Here is a 13993-nt window from a genome sequence, read left to right on the forward strand (position 1 = left end):
ATCGCATGTCCCTCGACCTAGGCCACCACGGCGACACGGAGGTCGCCCCGGGTCTGATCGACCTGGCGGTGAACGTCCGGCACGAGCCGATGCCGCCGTGGCTCGCGCAGCCGCTGATGAGCTCCCTGAGCGACCTGAAGGCGTACCCCGACGGGAAAGAGGCCACCGCGGCCGTGGCCGCCAGGCACGGCCGTGACCCGGAAGAGGTCCTGCTGACCGCCGGCGCCGCGCAGGGTTTCGTCCTGCTGGCCCAGGCGCTGCGCGGCGCGAATCACCCGGTCGTGGTCCATCCCCAGTTCACCGAGCCCGAGGCCGCCCTGCTGAACGCCGGCCACGTGGTCGACCGGGTACTGCTGCGCGAGGAGGACGGGTTCCGCCTCGACGCGAGGCTGGTGCCGGACGACGCCGATCTCGTCTTCGTCGGCAACCCCACCAACCCCACCTCGGTGCTGCACCCCTCCGAGGAGATCGCCCCGCTGGCCCGTCCGGGCCGTGTGCTGGTGGTCGACGAGGCCTTCGCCGACACCACGTTCCGTGAGGGCGTGGCCGGGGAGCCGGAGTCGCTCGCCTCTCGCCGCGATCTGCCCGGCCTGGTCGTGCTGCGCAGCCTCACCAAGACGTGGGGCCTGGCCGGCCTGCGGATCGGCTATCTGCTCGGCCCGGCCGAGCTGCTGACCCGGCTGGCCGCGGCCCAGCCGCTGTGGGCCGTCTCGACGCCCGCGCTGGCCGCCGCGCTCGCCTGCGCGTCACCCACCGCGGTCGAGGCCGAACGCCAGATCGCCCGGCGGCTGGCCGCGGACCGCGCTCACCTGCTGCGCCGGCTCGGCGACGTGCCGAAGGTCACGGTCGCTGGGGCTCCGGCCAGTGCCTTCGTTAGCGTACGCCTGCAAGGGGCCGACAAAATCAGGCTGGAGCTGCGGGAACGCGGCTACGCCGTACGCCGGGGCGACACTTTCCCCGGCCTGGGCCCTGACTGGCTGCGGCTGGCGGTGCGCGACACTGCCACCACCGACGCATTCGTCGAGACCCTGACCGTCGTGATCGAGGAGCAAGCGTGAGCGCATCGCTGGAGGACACCCTCGCCGCCGTCCGCCCCGCCGACGAGCAGGCGATGGCCGCCGCCCGCGAGCACCAGGCCCGGCTGACCAAGCCGGCCGGCTCGCTGGGCGCCCTCGAGGAGCTCTCGGTGCGGCTGGCCGGGCTGGCCGGCGTCAACCCGCCGCCGCTGCCCACCCCGGCCACAGTCGCGGTCTTCGCCGGCGACCACGGCGTGCACGCCCAGGGCGTCACCCCCTGGCCGCAGGAGGTCACCGCCCAGATGGTGGCCAACTTCGTGGCCGGCGGCGCGGTCGTCAACGCGTTCGCCCGGCAGGCCGGGGCCGACGTCATGGTGGTCGACGTGGGTGTGGGCATCCCGCTGCACGGCGGCGCCACCCTGCTCGACGCGAACGTCCGCCGCGGCACCCGGGACATGACCGTCGAGCCCGCGCTGACCCGCGAGGAGGCCCTGGCCGCGGTCGAGGTGGGCATCGGAGTCGCCGCCGCGCTCGTCGACAACGGCGCGAAATGCCTGCTCACCGGCGACATGGGCATCGCCAACACGACTCCCGCGGCCGCACTCATCGCCGTCTTCACCGGCCTCGCCCCGGCCGAGGTGACCGGCCGCGGCACCGGCATCGACGACGCCACCCTCGACCGCAAGATCGAGGTGGTGGGCCGGGCCCTCGCCGCGCACCGGCCCGAGAAGAGCGACCCGCTGGGCGTGCTGGCCGCGGTCGGCGGCCTCGAGCACGCCGCGCTGGCCGGCTTCATCCTCGGCGCCGCCGCCCACCGCGTGCCGGTGATCATCGACGGGGTCATCGCCGCCTCGGCCGCGCTGGCCGCCGCCGCCTTCGCCCCCGACGCGGTCGCGGCCATGGTCGCCGGGCACCGCTCGGCCGAGCCGGGCGCCACCGTGGCCCTGGCCCACCTGGGCCTCGAGCCGCTGCTCGACCTCGGCATGCGCCTGGGCGAGGGCAGCGGCGCCGTCCTCGCGCTGCCGGTCGTCTCGGCCGCCGTGCGGGTGCTGCACGAGGTCGCCACGTTCGATTCCGCGGGAGTGTCCGAGAAATGAGCGTCTACCCTCTCGGCCTCAAGCTGACCGGCCGCCGGGTGCTGGTGGTCGGCGGCGGCGCCGTGGCGACCCGCCGCGTGCCCGCCCTGATCGCCGCCGGCGCGCTGATCGAGATCGTCTCGCCCGAGCTGAGCCCGGCCCTGCACGGCCACGTCGACGCCGGCCGGGCCACCTGGACGGCCCGCCGCTTCGAGCCCGGCGACGTCGAGGGCGCCTGGCTCGTGCACGTGGCCATCGACGACCCGGCCGCGGCCGAGCAGGTCAGCGTGGCCGCCGAGGCGCACCGCGTGTTCTGCGTCCGCGCCGACGACCGCGAGGCCGCCACCGCCTGGACGCCCGCGGTCACCCGCCACGGCCAGGTCACGGTCGCGGTCACCGACGGCGGCGACCGCCGGCGCGCGATGGCCGTCCGGGACCTCGTGGCGCACGCCCTCGAAAGCGCCCCGCCCGCGAGAGACGAGTACAAGGGCGTGGCTCTGGTCGGGGCCGGACCGGGCGACCCCGAGCTGATCACGGTGAAGGGCCGCCGGCTGCTCGCCGCGGCCGACGTGGTGGTGGCCGACCGGCTGGTGCCGGGCATGCTCCTGGGCGATCTGCGGCCGGAGGTCGAGTTCGTCGACGCGGCCAAGATCCCGTACGGGCCGCAGAAGGCCCAGGAGGAGATCAACCGGATCCTGGTCGAGCGCGCCGGAGAGGGCAAGTTCGTGGTGCGGCTCAAGGGCGGCGACCCGTTCGTCTTCGGCCGCGGCGGCGAGGAGGCCATCGCCTGTGCCGAGGCCGGGGTGCCGGTGCTCGTCGTTCCTGGTGTGACCAGCTCGATCGCCGCGCCCGCGCTGGCCGGCATCCCGGTCACCCACCGGGGCGTGGCCCATGAGTTCACCGTGGTCTCCGGGCACGTCGCGCCCGACAGCGACGCCTCACTCGTCGACTGGGCGGCTCTGGCCCGGATGCGCGGCACCATCGTCGTACTCATGGGTCTCAAGAACCTGCCCAAGATCGCCGCGCGCCTGATCGCCGAGGGCCGCGCGGCCGGGACACCGGCCGCGGTGGTGCAGGAGGGCTCGACGGCCCACCAGCGCTCGCTGCGCGGCACGCTCGGCTCGATCGCGGCCGACGCGGCCGAGGCCGGCATCCACCCGCCCGCCATCGTTGTCATCGGGGACGTCGTTCACGTAGGGGTATAGAACCGCTACACACCGGGTACGACCGTGAATATGGACGGACGGCCGCGAATGACGTTGACGAGCACGGTGCTGGACGCTCCGGACGCCCGGGAGCTGGCGGACTTCTACCACCGGCTGCTGGGCTGGAGCATCACCACGGAAGAGACGGACTGGGTGATCCTCGGCGCGCCGGGTGGCGGCGCCGGGCTCTCGTTCCAGACCGAGAAACAGTACGTGCGGCCGGTGTGGCCGGCCGGGCCGGGCGATCCGCAGATGAGCGCCCATCTCGACATCAAGGTCGACGATCTGGAAGCGGCGTGCGCGCACGCCACCCAGGCGGGTGCGACGCTCGCCGGCTTCCAGCCGCAGGAGACCGTCCGGGTGTTCCTAGACCCGGTCGGTCACCCTTTCTGCCTCTACATCGACTAGGTCACGGCCTCCGGCCGCCTCCGAGAGGGCGTCGAGGAAGGTCCGGGCCCACTGCGCCACATCGTGGGTGCGCAGGTGACGCTGCATCACGCGCATGCGCCTTTTCAGCTCGGCCTGCTCGGCGCCGACCGCCCGCATCAGCGCGTCCTTGACGCCGTCGGGGTCGTGCGGGTTGCACAGGAACGCCTGCCGCATCTCGGTGGCCGCCCCCGCGAACTCGCTGAGCACCAGCGCGCCACCGGAGTCGGCGCGGCATGCCACGTATTCCTTGGCGACCAGGTTCATGCCGTCGCGCAGCGGCGTCACCATCATGACGTCGGCCGCCACGTACATCGCGGCCAGTTCCTGCTTGCTGTACGACTGGTGGAGGTAGTGCACGGCCGGCACACCGACCCGGCCGAACTCGCCGTTGATGCGGCCGACCTCGCGCTCGACCTTGACCCGCAGCGTCTGGTAATGCTCGACGCGCTCGCGGCTCGGGGTCGCCACCTGCACCATCACCGCGTCGCCGACCTTGAGCTTGCCGTCGGCCAGCAGCTCGCGGAACGCCTTGAGCCGCAGCTCGATGCCCTTGGTGTAGTCGAGCCGGTCGACGCCCAGGATGATCGTCTTGGGGTCGCCGAGCTCGGCCCGGATCTCCTTGGCCCGGGCCTGGACCTTGGGATCGGCCGCCATCCGCTCCATCTCGCGGGTGTCGATGCTGATCGGGAAGGCGCCCGCCTTGACCTTGCGGCCGTCCACCTGGATCGACTGGCCCTCGTAGCGCAGTCCCAGAAGGTGCCGGGCCAGGCGTACGAAGTTCTGTGCCGCCAGCCGCTGCTGGAAACCGACCAGGTCGGCGCCGAGCAGGCCGCGCAGCACCTCGGCCCGGAAGGGCATCTGCATGAACAGCTCGATCGGCGGGAACGGGATGTGCAGGAAGAACCCGATCTTGAGGTCGGGCCGCAGCTCCCGCAGCATCGCCGGCACCAGCTGGAGCTGATAGTCCTGGACCCAGACGGTCGCGCCCTCGTCGGCCACCTCGGCCGCGGCCTGCGCGAAGCGCTGGTTGACCAGGCGGTAGGTCTCGCGCCAGCGCCGCTTGTAGACCGGCGTCTCGACGGCGTCGTGGTAGAGAGGCCAGATGGTCGCGTTGGACTGGCCCTCGTAGTAGCGCTCCAACTCGTCGGCGCTCAACGGCACCGGGTGGATGTGAATGCCCTCCAGTTCGAAGGGCTCCGGCGCTTCGCCGGTGCCACCGGCCCACCCGATCCACGTGCCTCCGTGCTCGGTCAGCACCGGGTGGAGCGCGGTGACCAGACCGCCCGGACTCGTGCGCCATTGGCGCTCCCCGTCCGGGGTGGTGACTTCATCGACGGGCAGACGGTTGGCGACTACGACGAAGGAACTTCGTTCGGCCACGCTGAGTGCACCTCCGGGTCGTTTCTGTTCCCACTTGTGAGCCTACTGTGCGTAGCAGCACGGGGCGTGCCCAGTCTTCGATGGCCGCCGTGGACCATGGTGGCGGCCGGGTGTCATTCTGGGCCCGTGACACCTCCGGATGATCTTTCCCCGCCACGGCGGCCGATCTTCTTTCCTGTGGTCATTGCCACCGTTTTCCTCACGATCATCGGAATGACCACCGGATTCGTGCTGGGCGAGAAGCAGCGCCGGCAGGAGGCGCGCGAGCGGGAGCAGCAACAACAACAGCAGAACCAGCAGCCGCAGGAGACCACGTCGCCGGCGGCGCCGACGATCGCGCCCGGCGACCTGTGCCCGTCGGAGACCCTGGCCAAGGCGCGCAGCCTGGGCTTCTCGGACGAGTTGCGCCGGCTCAACCGGTACGTCACCGACCGGGGCACCGTGGTCTGGATCTGCCAGGACCCGGCCGGCCGGCTGTTCTACCAGAGCAAGACCGGCGGGGAGAAGAAGGCGCTGGTCCAGGGCGTGAACGGCCTTCTCCTGACCGATGTCGTGGAGACCGGCCAGAACGCCTACGAGGCGACCGCGGCCAGCGACGGCACCCAGTTCTTCATCTCCCGCAAGCAACTCAGGATCGACTTCACCGACGACCGCAAGACCCAGGTCGACGACGTCGTCGATTTCGAGTGATCTGGGGAATCCTTGACGCCGTGACGGGGTTGAGTTAGGGGTCCGGTGGACGACCTGGAAAGATTGCCCCGGCATTCTGCGCTCGTTCGGTAGCGCAACTCAACGATCACGGAGGTAGGGCGCACCGTGGCCCAGTTCATTTACGTCCTGGAAAAGGCGCGCAAGGCGCACGGCGACAAGGTCGTGCTCGACAACGTGACGCTGAACTTCCTGCCCGGCGCCAAGATCGGCGTGGTGGGCCCGAACGGCGCCGGTAAGTCCACGCTGCTCAAGGTCATGGCGGGGATCGAGACCCTGAGCAACGGCGACGCCCGGCTGATGCCCGGCTACACCGTCGGCATGCTCGCGCAGGAGCCGCCGCTCAACGACTCCAAGACCGTCCTCGGCAACATCGAGGAGGCCGTGGCCGAGACCAAGGCCAAGCTCGACCGGTTCAACAAGATCGCCGAAGAGATGGCGACCGACTACACCGACGAGCTCATGGAGGAGATGGGCAAGCTCCAGGAGCAGCTCGACAACGTCAACGCCTGGGACCTCGACTCTCAGCTCGAGCTGGCCATGGACGCCCTGCGCTGCCCGCCGCCGGACGCCGACGTCACCCAGCTCTCCGGTGGTGAGCGCCGCCGCGTCGCGCTGTGCAAGCTGCTGCTCGAGGCGCCCGACCTGCTGCTGCTCGACGAGCCCACCAACCACCTCGACGCCGAGAGCGTGAGCTGGCTGGAGCAGCACCTCGCCAAGTACGCCGGCACGGTCATCGCCATCACCCACGACCGGTACTTCCTCGACAACGTGGCCAACTGGATCCTCGAGCTCGACCGCGGCCGCACCTACCCGTACGAGGGCAACTACTCGACGTACCTCGACAAGAAGGCCCAGCGCCTGGCGGTCGAAGGCCGCAAGGACGCGAAGCTCAAGCGGCGCCTCACCGAGGAGCTCGAGTGGGTCCGCTCGAACGCCAAGGCCCGCCAGACCAAGAGCAAGGCCCGCCTCGACCGGTACGACGAGATGGCCAGCGAGGCGGAGAAGACCCGCAAGCTGGACTTCGAGGAGATTCAGATCCCGCCGGGCCCGCGTCTGGGCAACACGGTCATCGAGAGCAAAGACCTGGTCAAGGGCTTCGACGGCCGTACGCTCATCGACCACCTGTCGTTCTCGCTGCCGCGCAACGGCATCGTCGGCATCATCGGCCCGAACGGCGTCGGCAAGACCACGCTGTTCAAGACCATCGTCGGGCTCGAGAAGCCGGACGAGGGCAGTGTCCGCGTGGGTGAGACGGTGAAGCTGTCGTACGTGGACCAGAACCGTGAGGGACTGGGCGGCGACGAGACGGTGTGGGAGGTCGTCTCCGACGGTCTCGACCACCTGATGGTCGGCAAGGTCGAGATGCCCTCGCGGGCGTACGTGGCGGCCTTCGGTTTCAAGGGCCCCGACCAGCAGAAGCCGGTCAAGGTGCTCTCCGGTGGTGAGCGCAACCGCCTCAACCTGGCGCTGACGCTGAAGATCGGCGGCAACGTGATCCTGCTCGACGAGCCGACCAACGACCTCGACGTCGAGACGCTGTCGAGCCTGGAGAACGCGCTGCTCGAGTTCCCGGGCTGCGCCGTGGTCATCTCCCACGACCGCATGTTCCTCGACCGGGTGGCCACTCACATGCTCGCGTGGGAGGGCACGGACGAGGACCCGGACAAGTGGTTCTGGTTCGAGGGCAACTTCGAGGCGTACGAGAAGAACAAGGTCGACCGTCTCGGCGCCGACGCCGCCCGCCCGCACCGGGTGACGTACCGCAAGCTCACCCGTGACTGAGAAGTTCATCTATGACGTGCCCGTACGCTGGTCCGACATGGACGCGTACGGGCACGTGAACAACGCGCGCTTCCTCACGCTGTACGAGGAGGCGCGCGTTGCCATGTTCTTCGTCGGCGCGCGCAAGCACGGGCTCGGCTCTTTCGAGGAGGGCATCGTCATCGCCCGCCACGAGGTCGACTATCTGCGCCCGGTCGACTACGGCGACCCGGTCCGCGTCGAGATGTGGATCTCGGAGGTGCGCGCCGCGTCGTTCACGGTCTCGTACGAGCTGTTCGACGGCGACGTGCTGGCCAGCCGGGCCAAATCGGTCTGCGTGCCGTACCACCTGGCTCAGGGCCATCCCCGGCGCCTGACCGAGGCCGAGCGGGAGTTCCTGCGACCCTACGTCGCGTCATGAGCGGGCACGGGCTCGTCGGCGTCCCCGACGCCGGAGCCTTCCTGGCCCGGCTGGTCCGGCTCGACCCCGGCTCCCCGGTACGGCTGAAGACCTCCGGCGGCCGGGTCGCTCTGTGGGCGCGGCTGCCCTGGGACGTGCTGGTGACCCGTGAGGTGGCCGGCCACGGGCCGCAGGACGCCACCGTCGCCGCCCGTGAGCTGCTGGACGTGCTGGCCCGCGGGGGAGACGAGCTCCCGCCGCTGCGGGACGCGCAGTGGCGCTGGCCGCTGCCGCCCCCCGGCGGGGAGACGGTCGAGTCGGTCTCCGGGGCCGAGCTGAGCCGCTTGGCCGCCGCGGCCGCCGGGACGCTGCGCGAGGTGACGGCCGGCGGTCTCGGTGGACGGGCGGTCGGCCAGCGCGCGGTCCGCGACGCGCTTCTCGACCACGTCGCCCTCGTCGTGACGCCGCCCGGCGGTCGCCCGGTCGAGGTGTCCCAGCGACTCGTTCAGGCGATCTCCCGGATGGGTTTCCTCGGCGCGGGAGACACTGAGGACTCTCTGACGCGAGTGCGGGTATCAGGACGCTGGGTGGGTCTTTCCGCACCATATGGAGTGGCGTGGCTACAGGCCGTCAAGAAATTGACCGTTATGCCTATAGTCGATCACCCGAAAGGGTGATGCCGTATCGGACGACCGGTTGTGCCCTCCGGTTGGGGGGATGACCTCCGCGAAACCTACGGGTACCGTCGGCCCTCGGATCCACTCGCTACGTCCGGCGGTGGGGTCTGCTGGGGAGTGAGGTGCACAAAGATGCCGTGGTGGTCATGGCGTCCGGGTTCAGCCGCGGGTAACCCGGTGGAGGCCGACGACGATTCGGCGGTTCGCAGTGCCGTACGGGTCGGCGTACCGGCCCAACGAGAGCCCGGCCGGCTTCCGGTTCCGGTCGACGCGGCCGCCTCCGAAGAGCCCGAGACTGTCGCGCCGGTGACGCTGGCTCGCATCGGCAAGGCGCTCGACCTGCTCGACATCCGGTTCCTGGCCGACGGCGGCGGCAGCCTGCTGGCGATGTGGGAGCGGCACGCGGTGCTGTTCACCCTGGAGGGACCGGACGACGAGATCCTCGTGATGCGGGCCCGGCCGCATTCGACGGTCCCACCCGACTGGGCCGACCGCGCGTACCGCGTGGTCAACGAGTGGAACCACACCCGCCGCTTCTGCAAGGCCTACGTAGGCGACCCCACCGAGCGAGGCCAGCTCCCCATCTACGCGGAGCTCCAGGTCCCGTTGGCCGCCGGCACCCACGACGCCCTCCTGACAGAGCTCCTGGATTGCGGAGCCGCAGTAGCCACCAGCTTCGTAGATTGGCTACACGACGAGGGCGCCCTGCTCTAACCCAAACGGTCCCAAACTTCCTTGGCGCTGCCACCATTGTGAGCGGCCCGCGATTTGCCCCGTTGATGAGAAGTGGGTGGTTTCGTGACGCCGTGGTTTTTGCGGCGTTGCGAAACCACCCACTTCTCATCAACTCCCCAGGGGCAAATCGCCCGCTGAGCGAAGCGAAGCCAGCCAGCTCAGCAGCCGTATGCACCCACCTCAGCCAAGTGGAAACATCCCCACCCGCCCGTGATACTCCCGCCCCAGCTGATCGGTGTCCGACCCGACAAGCAGCCCGCGCGAGTGCACCACGAACACTCGAACTCCCACACCGCGAGAACGGGTCGGGTTCCAGCTGAGCGAGCGGCCCGTGGTCGGGCTGACCGCGCCGATGCCGGGCCGGGAAACCGCCCCCGGCCCAGGCCCCTTGGCGTCCGAGCCATACGGGTTGTCAAAGTAACGCTGGTGCCCCCCGAGATACACCGCAGATCCCGTCACCGCGACCGCGTAGAGCGAGTCACCGCCCGTGCGCTGAACCCACGTCGGGTTGTGCCGCCCCGTACCCGTCGCCTCGAAACGAGCCGCCGAGTCACACAGACGATCCGGCGAGCTGGCCCGTCCGGTCGCCGCCACCACGAAGTACGAGCCGTCCGGCGAGAACTTGACCTGCCTCAGGTAGGTGTCGAAGCCCTTCATGCACTGCGGCTTGTACGCGTCGGTGTACCAGCTCGACAGCTGCGCCGACGGCCCCGACACGTCGAACATCGCGATCTGCGTACGGTCGTACCCGCTCGCCCGCAGCAACGCGCCCACCGCGACCAGCTTCCGCCCGTCCGGGGAGATGTCGAAGTGCTCGACCCGGGTGCGGCTCAGGCCGGGCGCGGTCAGCTTGGCGTCGAATCCCGTGTCCACGGCGCCCGTGGCGGCGCTGAGACGGGCCAGACCCGAACGGTTGACGCCGTTGATCGCGGAGAACGTGCCGGCGGCGTACAACCGGGAACCTCGCGCGTTCAGCGACCGGATGTCGCCCCAGTTGATTTTGGCGTTGAACGCGCTGACCCGCTGGCCGCCCATGGTGAGACGGGTGAGGCCGCGCTGCGCGGTCCCGTTGACGGTCTTGAAGGCGCCGCCGGCGTAGACCGAGCCGTCCTCGCCGGCCGTCAGGGCGTAGACCGCGCCGTCGACCTGCGGGGCGAAGCCGCGGACGGCGCCGTCGTTCAGCCCGAACGCGAAGATGTTCTTGCGGGCGAAGGTGGTCCGGCGGGTGCTGTCGGTGACCTTCGTGAAGGCGCCGCCGACCACCACGGTGTCGCCGACGATGGTCATCGACCACACCGTGCCGTCGAGGACGTGCGGGGTGAAGTCCACCGGGTTCGGCGACACCACGGTGCGCTGGGCAAGGTCGGCCGCGGCCGGGTGCGCGCACGCCACGGCGGCGGCGGCGATGGTGGCGGCGGCAAGCAAGCGGCGACGCATGCGAAAGGCTCCAGGTCGATTGAGCAGCGGATTTACCTACCGCTCAACGACCATGGAGCCGCCCGGGACACTGTCAGGCGTTGACCATGAAGTGCGCGGCGCGCTCCAAATAGTCCCAAAGCTGGTCGTGCAGGGGCTTCGGGAGCTCCAGCGAGTCGACCGCGTCGCGCATGTGTTTGAGCCAGGCGTCGCGGGCCGCGAAGTCGACTACGAAGGGCGCGTGGCGCATGCGCAGGCGCGGGTGGCCGCGGGAGGCCGAGTACGTGTTCGGGCCGCCCCAGTACTGCATCAGGAACAGGGTCAGCCGGTCGGCCGCCGGGCCCAGGTCTTCCTCGGGGTACATCGGGCGCAGCAGGGGATCGTCGGCGACACCCTCGTAGAACCGGTCGACGAGACGCCGGAACGTCGGCTCGCCACCGATGGCTTCGAAAAAGTTGGCGGGGTCGGTCACTGTTCCATCCTGCCAGCCCCGCGCCGGGGCGGTCAGGCCACGGCCCTGTGACGGCCGTGATGCTCGTGCTCCGGCGACGCCTGCTCGGTGGCCGCCTTGAACACCTCGCGGCTCGGCCAGCTGGCGGCCAGCACACCCATCGCGACCGTGCCGCCGACGCTCCACAGCCCGACCACCAGCGGCAGCCAGAAGTGGTCGGCGAGCAGACCCGTGATCATGACGGCGGCGAACTGGCTGAGCTGCATGCCGGTCTGCATCACGCCGTACGCCCGGGCGCGGTACCCGTGCGGGAGGATGAGCACGAATCGGGCGTTGAGCGTGGGCGTCACACCGCCCTGGGCCATGCCGGAGAACGCCACCAGCAGCGCCACCACCGGCGGCGGCGGGCCGAGGAGGGCCGGCACCAGCACGAGCGCGGAGAGCACCGCGAGCGGCCGGACCAGCCGGTCGCGCAATTCGGGCCCGGCGAGCCGGCTGACCAGCAGGCCGCCGACGACGAAGCCGATCGGGCCGGCCGCCATGATCAGGCCCTGGTCGATGCCGCGGGTGGCCGAGTCGGGGTCGGCCTCGGCCGCCCACGCGGCGGCCAGGCCCTCGGGGACGACCGCGAACATCGTCAGGACGAAGACCATGATCGCGATCGAGCGCAGCGTGGCCGTGCCGAAGACCAGCTGGAAGCCCTCGCCCGACTCGCGCAGCAGGTGGCGGCGCTCGGAGCGGTCGTGCGCGGCCGGACGCGGCTGCACACCCCACGTGATCAGGGCGGCCGAGACCGCGAAGGTGGCCACGTCGATGGCCAGGGCCGCCTGCGGGTTGATCGCGGTGGCCAGGGCGGCGCCGGCCAGATATCCGAACACCTGGGCCGCCTGCCCGGTCGTGGCGTTCGTGGCGACGGCCATCGGCAGCTTGTCGCGCCCGACCACCAGCGGCTGGAGGGCCGACCGGGCGGCCTGTGTCGGTGGCGTTCCCAGGCTGGCCAGGAAGACCAGCAGGAGCATGACCGGGATCGGCACGCCGGGAATGAGCAGCAACCCGATGACGACCATGCGGAACAGGTCGGCCGTGATCAGGACCCGGCGGTACGGGTAGCGCTCGGCCAGCGTGGACAGCAGCGGCCCGCCGAGGACCCAGGGGAGGAAGCTGACCGCGAACGCCGCCGCGGACATGAGGACGGACTTGCTCTCCTCGTAGACCAGGACGGTGATGGCGGCGCGGGCCAGATAGTCGCCGACCCAGTTGACGATCAGGGAGAGATAGAGCGCACGGTATTCGCGCACGCCGAACAGGTCGCGGAAGGTGACCTTCCTATCGCTCTCTGTCACCGCCTCGGACACCAGGTCCTCTCTCGATCTTGGCTGTCACCGGGTCGCGGCGAGCGCCGTGCGCGCCCGCGCGGGGGTCGACGCCCGCCGGGAACGTGATGCCGCATGTGCAAATGCTCAAGGCGGATTCTGCCCGATCGTCCGAGTCGATGCTAGGGCGTACGGTTGGAATGTCGGCCATTCGGTCTAGTCCGGGCATCCCCCGTACGCCCTAATCCCAGCTCAGGTGGCTCCGCCCGGCTGCTGCTCCGCATCGGAATTGCCGAGGTACGCCGGCGGCACCGCACTGCGCGGGAGCAATCGAGAGGCGGCGATGCGTTCGGAGAGCCCGCTCGTCTCCAGCGACTCGGTCAGCGCCTTTCGGAGATCACGTTGTACGGCGATCTGACCGTCCGAAGTCGTCTTGGCGATCGTGCGGATGACCGCGCCGTCGACCGTCAGCTGCTCGACGCCGACCACGTCCGGCGGCTCGAGAAACTCGGTCTGGTGCTCGGGCGCGTCGGCCACCCGCTGCGCGGCCTCCTTGAGCACCCCGATGGCGTGCTCGGAGTTGACGAAGCCGATCGGGATGTCGATGACCACCATGGCCCAGCCCTGGCTCTTGTTGCCGACCCGGACGATCTCGCCGTTGCGGATGTACCAGAGCACCCCGCGCGCGTCGCGGACCGTCGTGATGCGCAGGCCGACCGTCTCGACCACGCCGGTGGCCTCGCCCAGGTCGACCGTGTCGCCGACGCCGTACTGATCCTCCAGAAGCATGAACAGACCGGCGATCAGATCCTTGACCAGGCTCTGCGCGCCGAAACCGAGCGCCACGCCGACGATGCCGGCGCTGGCCAGCAGGGGCGCCAGGTTGAAGCCGAACTCGCCCAGGACGAGCAGGGCCGCCATGGTGAAGACGACAGCGCTGACGAAGCTGCGCAGCACCGAGCCGATCGCTTCGGCCCGCTGGCGGCGGCGTTCCGGTATGTACTGCCCCTCCTCGGCGGTCTGCGCCGCTCTCTCCTTCAGCGGCTTCAGCAAGGCCGGCATCGAAGCGCGGGACGTGGTGTGCGTCAGGCGGTCGATGGCCCGGTGCAGCAACCAGCGGATCAGCAGCGCGATCAGGATGATGCCGATGATCCGCAGCGGCTTCACGATGATCACGTAACTGCTGCTGGCCAGCCACTGGTTGCCGGTCCACTCCAGGACCCGGCTGCAGAGCGCGTCGGTCTTGCAGACCTCTTCAACGTTGATCGTCGTGTAGACGTCGGGCGACGGTGAGGGGGAAGGGGCTAGAAGCAACACGGGGCACAACCGTACCGGGAGCCGGCGAGCCCCCTCTCAGGTGCCGCACAGCGTGCTGACCTCAGACGTTTACCCCCCGGCTACGGATTTCGCTCGCAATTTGGTC

14 protein-coding genes are annotated in these 13993 nt (G+C 70.3%); 9 read left to right on the plus strand and 5 right to left on the minus strand.

What is annotated here, in order from left to right:
- Nucleotides 1-5 precede the first annotated feature (5 nt).
- The 4 genes from cobC to ACFY36_RS45760 are packed head-to-tail and all read left to right on the plus strand — an operon-like array spanning nucleotide 6 to nucleotide 3705.
- Nucleotides 6-1058, plus strand: coding sequence for an Rv2231c family histidinol phosphate aminotransferase CobC (gene cobC / locus ACFY36_RS45745; RefSeq protein ID WP_499752201.1), 1053 nt, complete (start codon nucleotides 6-8; stop codon nucleotides 1056-1058).
- The gene (gene cobT / locus ACFY36_RS45750; RefSeq protein ID WP_499752202.1) at nucleotides 1055-2113 is read left to right on the plus strand and encodes a nicotinate-nucleotide--dimethylbenzimidazole phosphoribosyltransferase; all 1059 of its coding nucleotides are present in this window, start codon (nucleotides 1055-1057) and stop codon (nucleotides 2111-2113) included. Before cobC ends, cobT begins: the two co-directional genes overlap by 4 nt.
- Entirely contained in the window at nucleotides 2110-3297 is a 1188-nt protein-coding gene (gene cobA / locus ACFY36_RS45755; protein ID WP_499752203.1) for a uroporphyrinogen-III C-methyltransferase, read from the plus strand. The genes cobT and cobA overlap by 4 nt, the downstream gene beginning before the upstream one ends.
- A gap of 48 nt (nucleotides 3298-3345) precedes the next feature.
- Entirely contained in the window at nucleotides 3346-3705 is a 360-nt protein-coding gene (locus tag ACFY36_RS45760) for a VOC family protein (RefSeq protein ID WP_499752204.1), read from the plus strand.
- On the opposite strand, the gene ACFY36_RS45765 is transcribed toward ACFY36_RS45760, so the two are convergent.
- Nucleotides 3664-5106, minus strand: coding sequence for an alpha,alpha-trehalose-phosphate synthase (UDP-forming) (locus ACFY36_RS45765; protein ID WP_499752205.1), 1443 nt, complete (start codon nucleotides 5104-5106; stop codon nucleotides 3664-3666). The two genes, ACFY36_RS45760 and ACFY36_RS45765, sit on opposite strands and share 42 nt — an antisense overlap.
- A 213-nt stretch (nucleotides 5107-5319) precedes the next feature.
- On the opposite strand from ACFY36_RS45765, the gene ACFY36_RS45770 reads away from it, so the two are divergent.
- The 5 genes from ACFY36_RS45770 to ACFY36_RS45790 all read left to right on the plus strand — a co-directional run bounded on the left by ACFY36_RS45770 (nucleotide 5320) and on the right by ACFY36_RS45790 (nucleotide 9369).
- Entirely contained in the window at nucleotides 5320-5796 is a 477-nt protein-coding gene (locus ACFY36_RS45770; protein ID WP_499752206.1) for a hypothetical protein, read from the plus strand.
- 126 nt (nucleotides 5797-5922) lie between these two features.
- Nucleotides 5923-7599 carry an energy-dependent translational throttle protein EttA gene (gene ettA / locus ACFY36_RS45775; RefSeq protein WP_499752207.1) on the plus strand — a complete coding sequence of 559 codons (1677 nt, stop codon included), beginning with the start codon at nucleotides 5923-5925 and terminating at the stop codon, nucleotides 7597-7599.
- Nucleotides 7592-7999 carry an acyl-CoA thioesterase gene (locus tag ACFY36_RS45780; protein ID WP_499752208.1) on the plus strand — a complete coding sequence of 136 codons (408 nt, stop codon included), beginning with the start codon at nucleotides 7592-7594 and terminating at the stop codon, nucleotides 7997-7999. The genes ettA and ACFY36_RS45780 overlap by 8 nt, the downstream gene beginning before the upstream one ends.
- A complete protein-coding gene (locus ACFY36_RS45785; protein WP_499752209.1) occupies nucleotides 7996-8655 on the plus strand; it encodes a DUF8185 domain-containing protein in 660 nt (219 codons plus the stop codon). The genes ACFY36_RS45780 and ACFY36_RS45785 overlap by 4 nt, the downstream gene beginning before the upstream one ends.
- A 132-nt stretch (nucleotides 8656-8787) precedes the next feature.
- The gene (locus ACFY36_RS45790) at nucleotides 8788-9369 is read left to right on the plus strand and encodes a type III secretion system chaperone family protein (protein WP_498695182.1); all 582 of its coding nucleotides are present in this window, start codon (nucleotides 8788-8790) and stop codon (nucleotides 9367-9369) included.
- Between the two features lie 201 nt (nucleotides 9370-9570).
- Here ACFY36_RS45790 and ACFY36_RS45795 read toward each other — a convergent pair whose 3' ends face one another.
- The 4 genes from ACFY36_RS45795 to ACFY36_RS45810 form a co-directional block, all read right to left on the minus strand.
- Nucleotides 9571-10827 carry a delta-60 repeat domain-containing protein gene (locus ACFY36_RS45795; protein ID WP_499752210.1) on the minus strand — a complete coding sequence of 419 codons (1257 nt, stop codon included), beginning with the start codon at nucleotides 10825-10827 and terminating at the stop codon, nucleotides 9571-9573.
- 73 nt (nucleotides 10828-10900) lie between these two features.
- Nucleotides 10901-11314 (minus strand): globin, encoded by a 414-nt coding sequence (locus ACFY36_RS45800; protein ID WP_499752251.1) that lies wholly within the window; start codon nucleotides 11312-11314, stop codon nucleotides 10901-10903.
- Entirely contained in the window at nucleotides 11311-12612 is a 1302-nt protein-coding gene (locus ACFY36_RS45805; RefSeq protein WP_499752211.1) for an MFS transporter, read from the minus strand. The genes ACFY36_RS45800 and ACFY36_RS45805 overlap by 4 nt, the downstream gene beginning before the upstream one ends.
- A gap of 210 nt (nucleotides 12613-12822) precedes the next feature.
- Nucleotides 12823-13887: a mechanosensitive ion channel family protein gene (locus tag ACFY36_RS45810; protein WP_499752212.1), complete on the minus strand. Its 1065-nt coding sequence runs from the start codon at nucleotides 13885-13887 to the stop codon at nucleotides 12823-12825.
- Between the last annotated feature and the right edge of the window lie 106 nt (nucleotides 13888-13993).

The sequence above is a fragment of the Actinoplanes sp. NPDC000266 genome (assembly GCF_042899005.1).
GTDB lineage: Bacteria > Actinomycetota > Actinomycetes > Mycobacteriales > Micromonosporaceae > Actinoplanes.

Excerpts from the sequence above, each read along its gene's own strand:
- ACFY36_RS45790 (WP_498695182.1), top strand. The coding sequence starts at position 8,788 with ATGCCGTGGTGGTCATGGCGTCCGGGTTCAGCCGCGGGTAACCCGGTG.
- ACFY36_RS45760 (WP_499752204.1), top strand. The coding sequence starts at position 3,346 with ATGACGTTGACGAGCACGGTGCTGGACGCTCCGGACGCCCGGGAGCTG.
- ACFY36_RS45795 (WP_499752210.1), bottom strand. The coding sequence starts at position 10,827 with ATGCGTCGCCGCTTGCTTGCCGCCGCCACCATCGCCGCCGCCGCCGTG.
- ACFY36_RS45770 (WP_499752206.1), top strand. The coding sequence starts at position 5,320 with ATGACCACCGGATTCGTGCTGGGCGAGAAGCAGCGCCGGCAGGAGGCG.
- cobC (WP_499752201.1), top strand. The coding sequence starts at position 6 with ATGTCCCTCGACCTAGGCCACCACGGCGACACGGAGGTCGCCCCGGGT.
- cobA (WP_499752203.1), top strand. The coding sequence starts at position 2,110 with ATGAGCGTCTACCCTCTCGGCCTCAAGCTGACCGGCCGCCGGGTGCTG.
- ACFY36_RS45785 (WP_499752209.1), top strand. The coding sequence starts at position 7,996 with ATGAGCGGGCACGGGCTCGTCGGCGTCCCCGACGCCGGAGCCTTCCTG.